The organism is Mesorhizobium sp. M4A.F.Ca.ET.020.02.1.1 (assembly GCF_004022645.1).
In the GTDB taxonomy this organism is placed as follows: Bacteria; Pseudomonadota; Alphaproteobacteria; order Rhizobiales; family Rhizobiaceae; genus Mesorhizobium.
Window position 1 is genome coordinate 1 of the sequence record NZ_RZOI01001347.1, and the last position, 575, is coordinate 575.

Consider the following 575-nt stretch of genomic DNA (forward strand, 5'->3'; position numbering starts at 1 on the left):
CTGGAGGCGCGCGCGCTGGTCGAGCCCTATTGCGCAGCGCAATGCGCAGAAAAAATTCGCGATCACGACCTTGTGGCCCTGCAAGAGATCTACACCAAATACGAAGCGCTTCGCGACACCGCCAATACGACGAAACTCATGGAGCTCGACCGCCAGTTCCACGTGAAGGTGGCCGAAGCCACCGGCAATCGGCTGCTGGCGGATTTTCTCAAGACCATCCACGAGCGGATGTCGCGGATATGGTTCCTGCCTCTCTGGCAGTTTCATGATTTCAAGCTGACGGGCAACGAGCACGGCAGCCTATTGACCGCAATCGTGAACCGCGATCCAAAGGCAGCGGCTGAAGCGATGTCCGCACATATCGAAAGCCTTCGCCGCCGCATCATGGAAGCCGGGCCGAGCTGACCGCCGGCTTCCCGATGCAGGCGACTACTTCTGCGGGGCTGTCAGCGAAATCCAGCCCGCAAATGAGGACATGAACTGGCGCAGGAAGGCCTTCGTGTCCTCGTTCAGCAGCTGGCCCTGTTCGTCGATCAGTTCTCCCGCATTGCCCAGATAGACCTCGGGCTGTTGCA

1 protein-coding gene is annotated in these 575 nt (G+C 59.7%); it reads left to right on the forward strand.

Features of this window, described 5'->3' with window-relative positions:
* Positions 1–405 (forward strand): FCD domain-containing protein (locus tag EN742_RS37070; RefSeq protein WP_128333995.1); only part of this gene is annotated, 405 nt, incomplete at its 5' end.
* Positions 406–575: the final 170 nt, after the last annotated feature.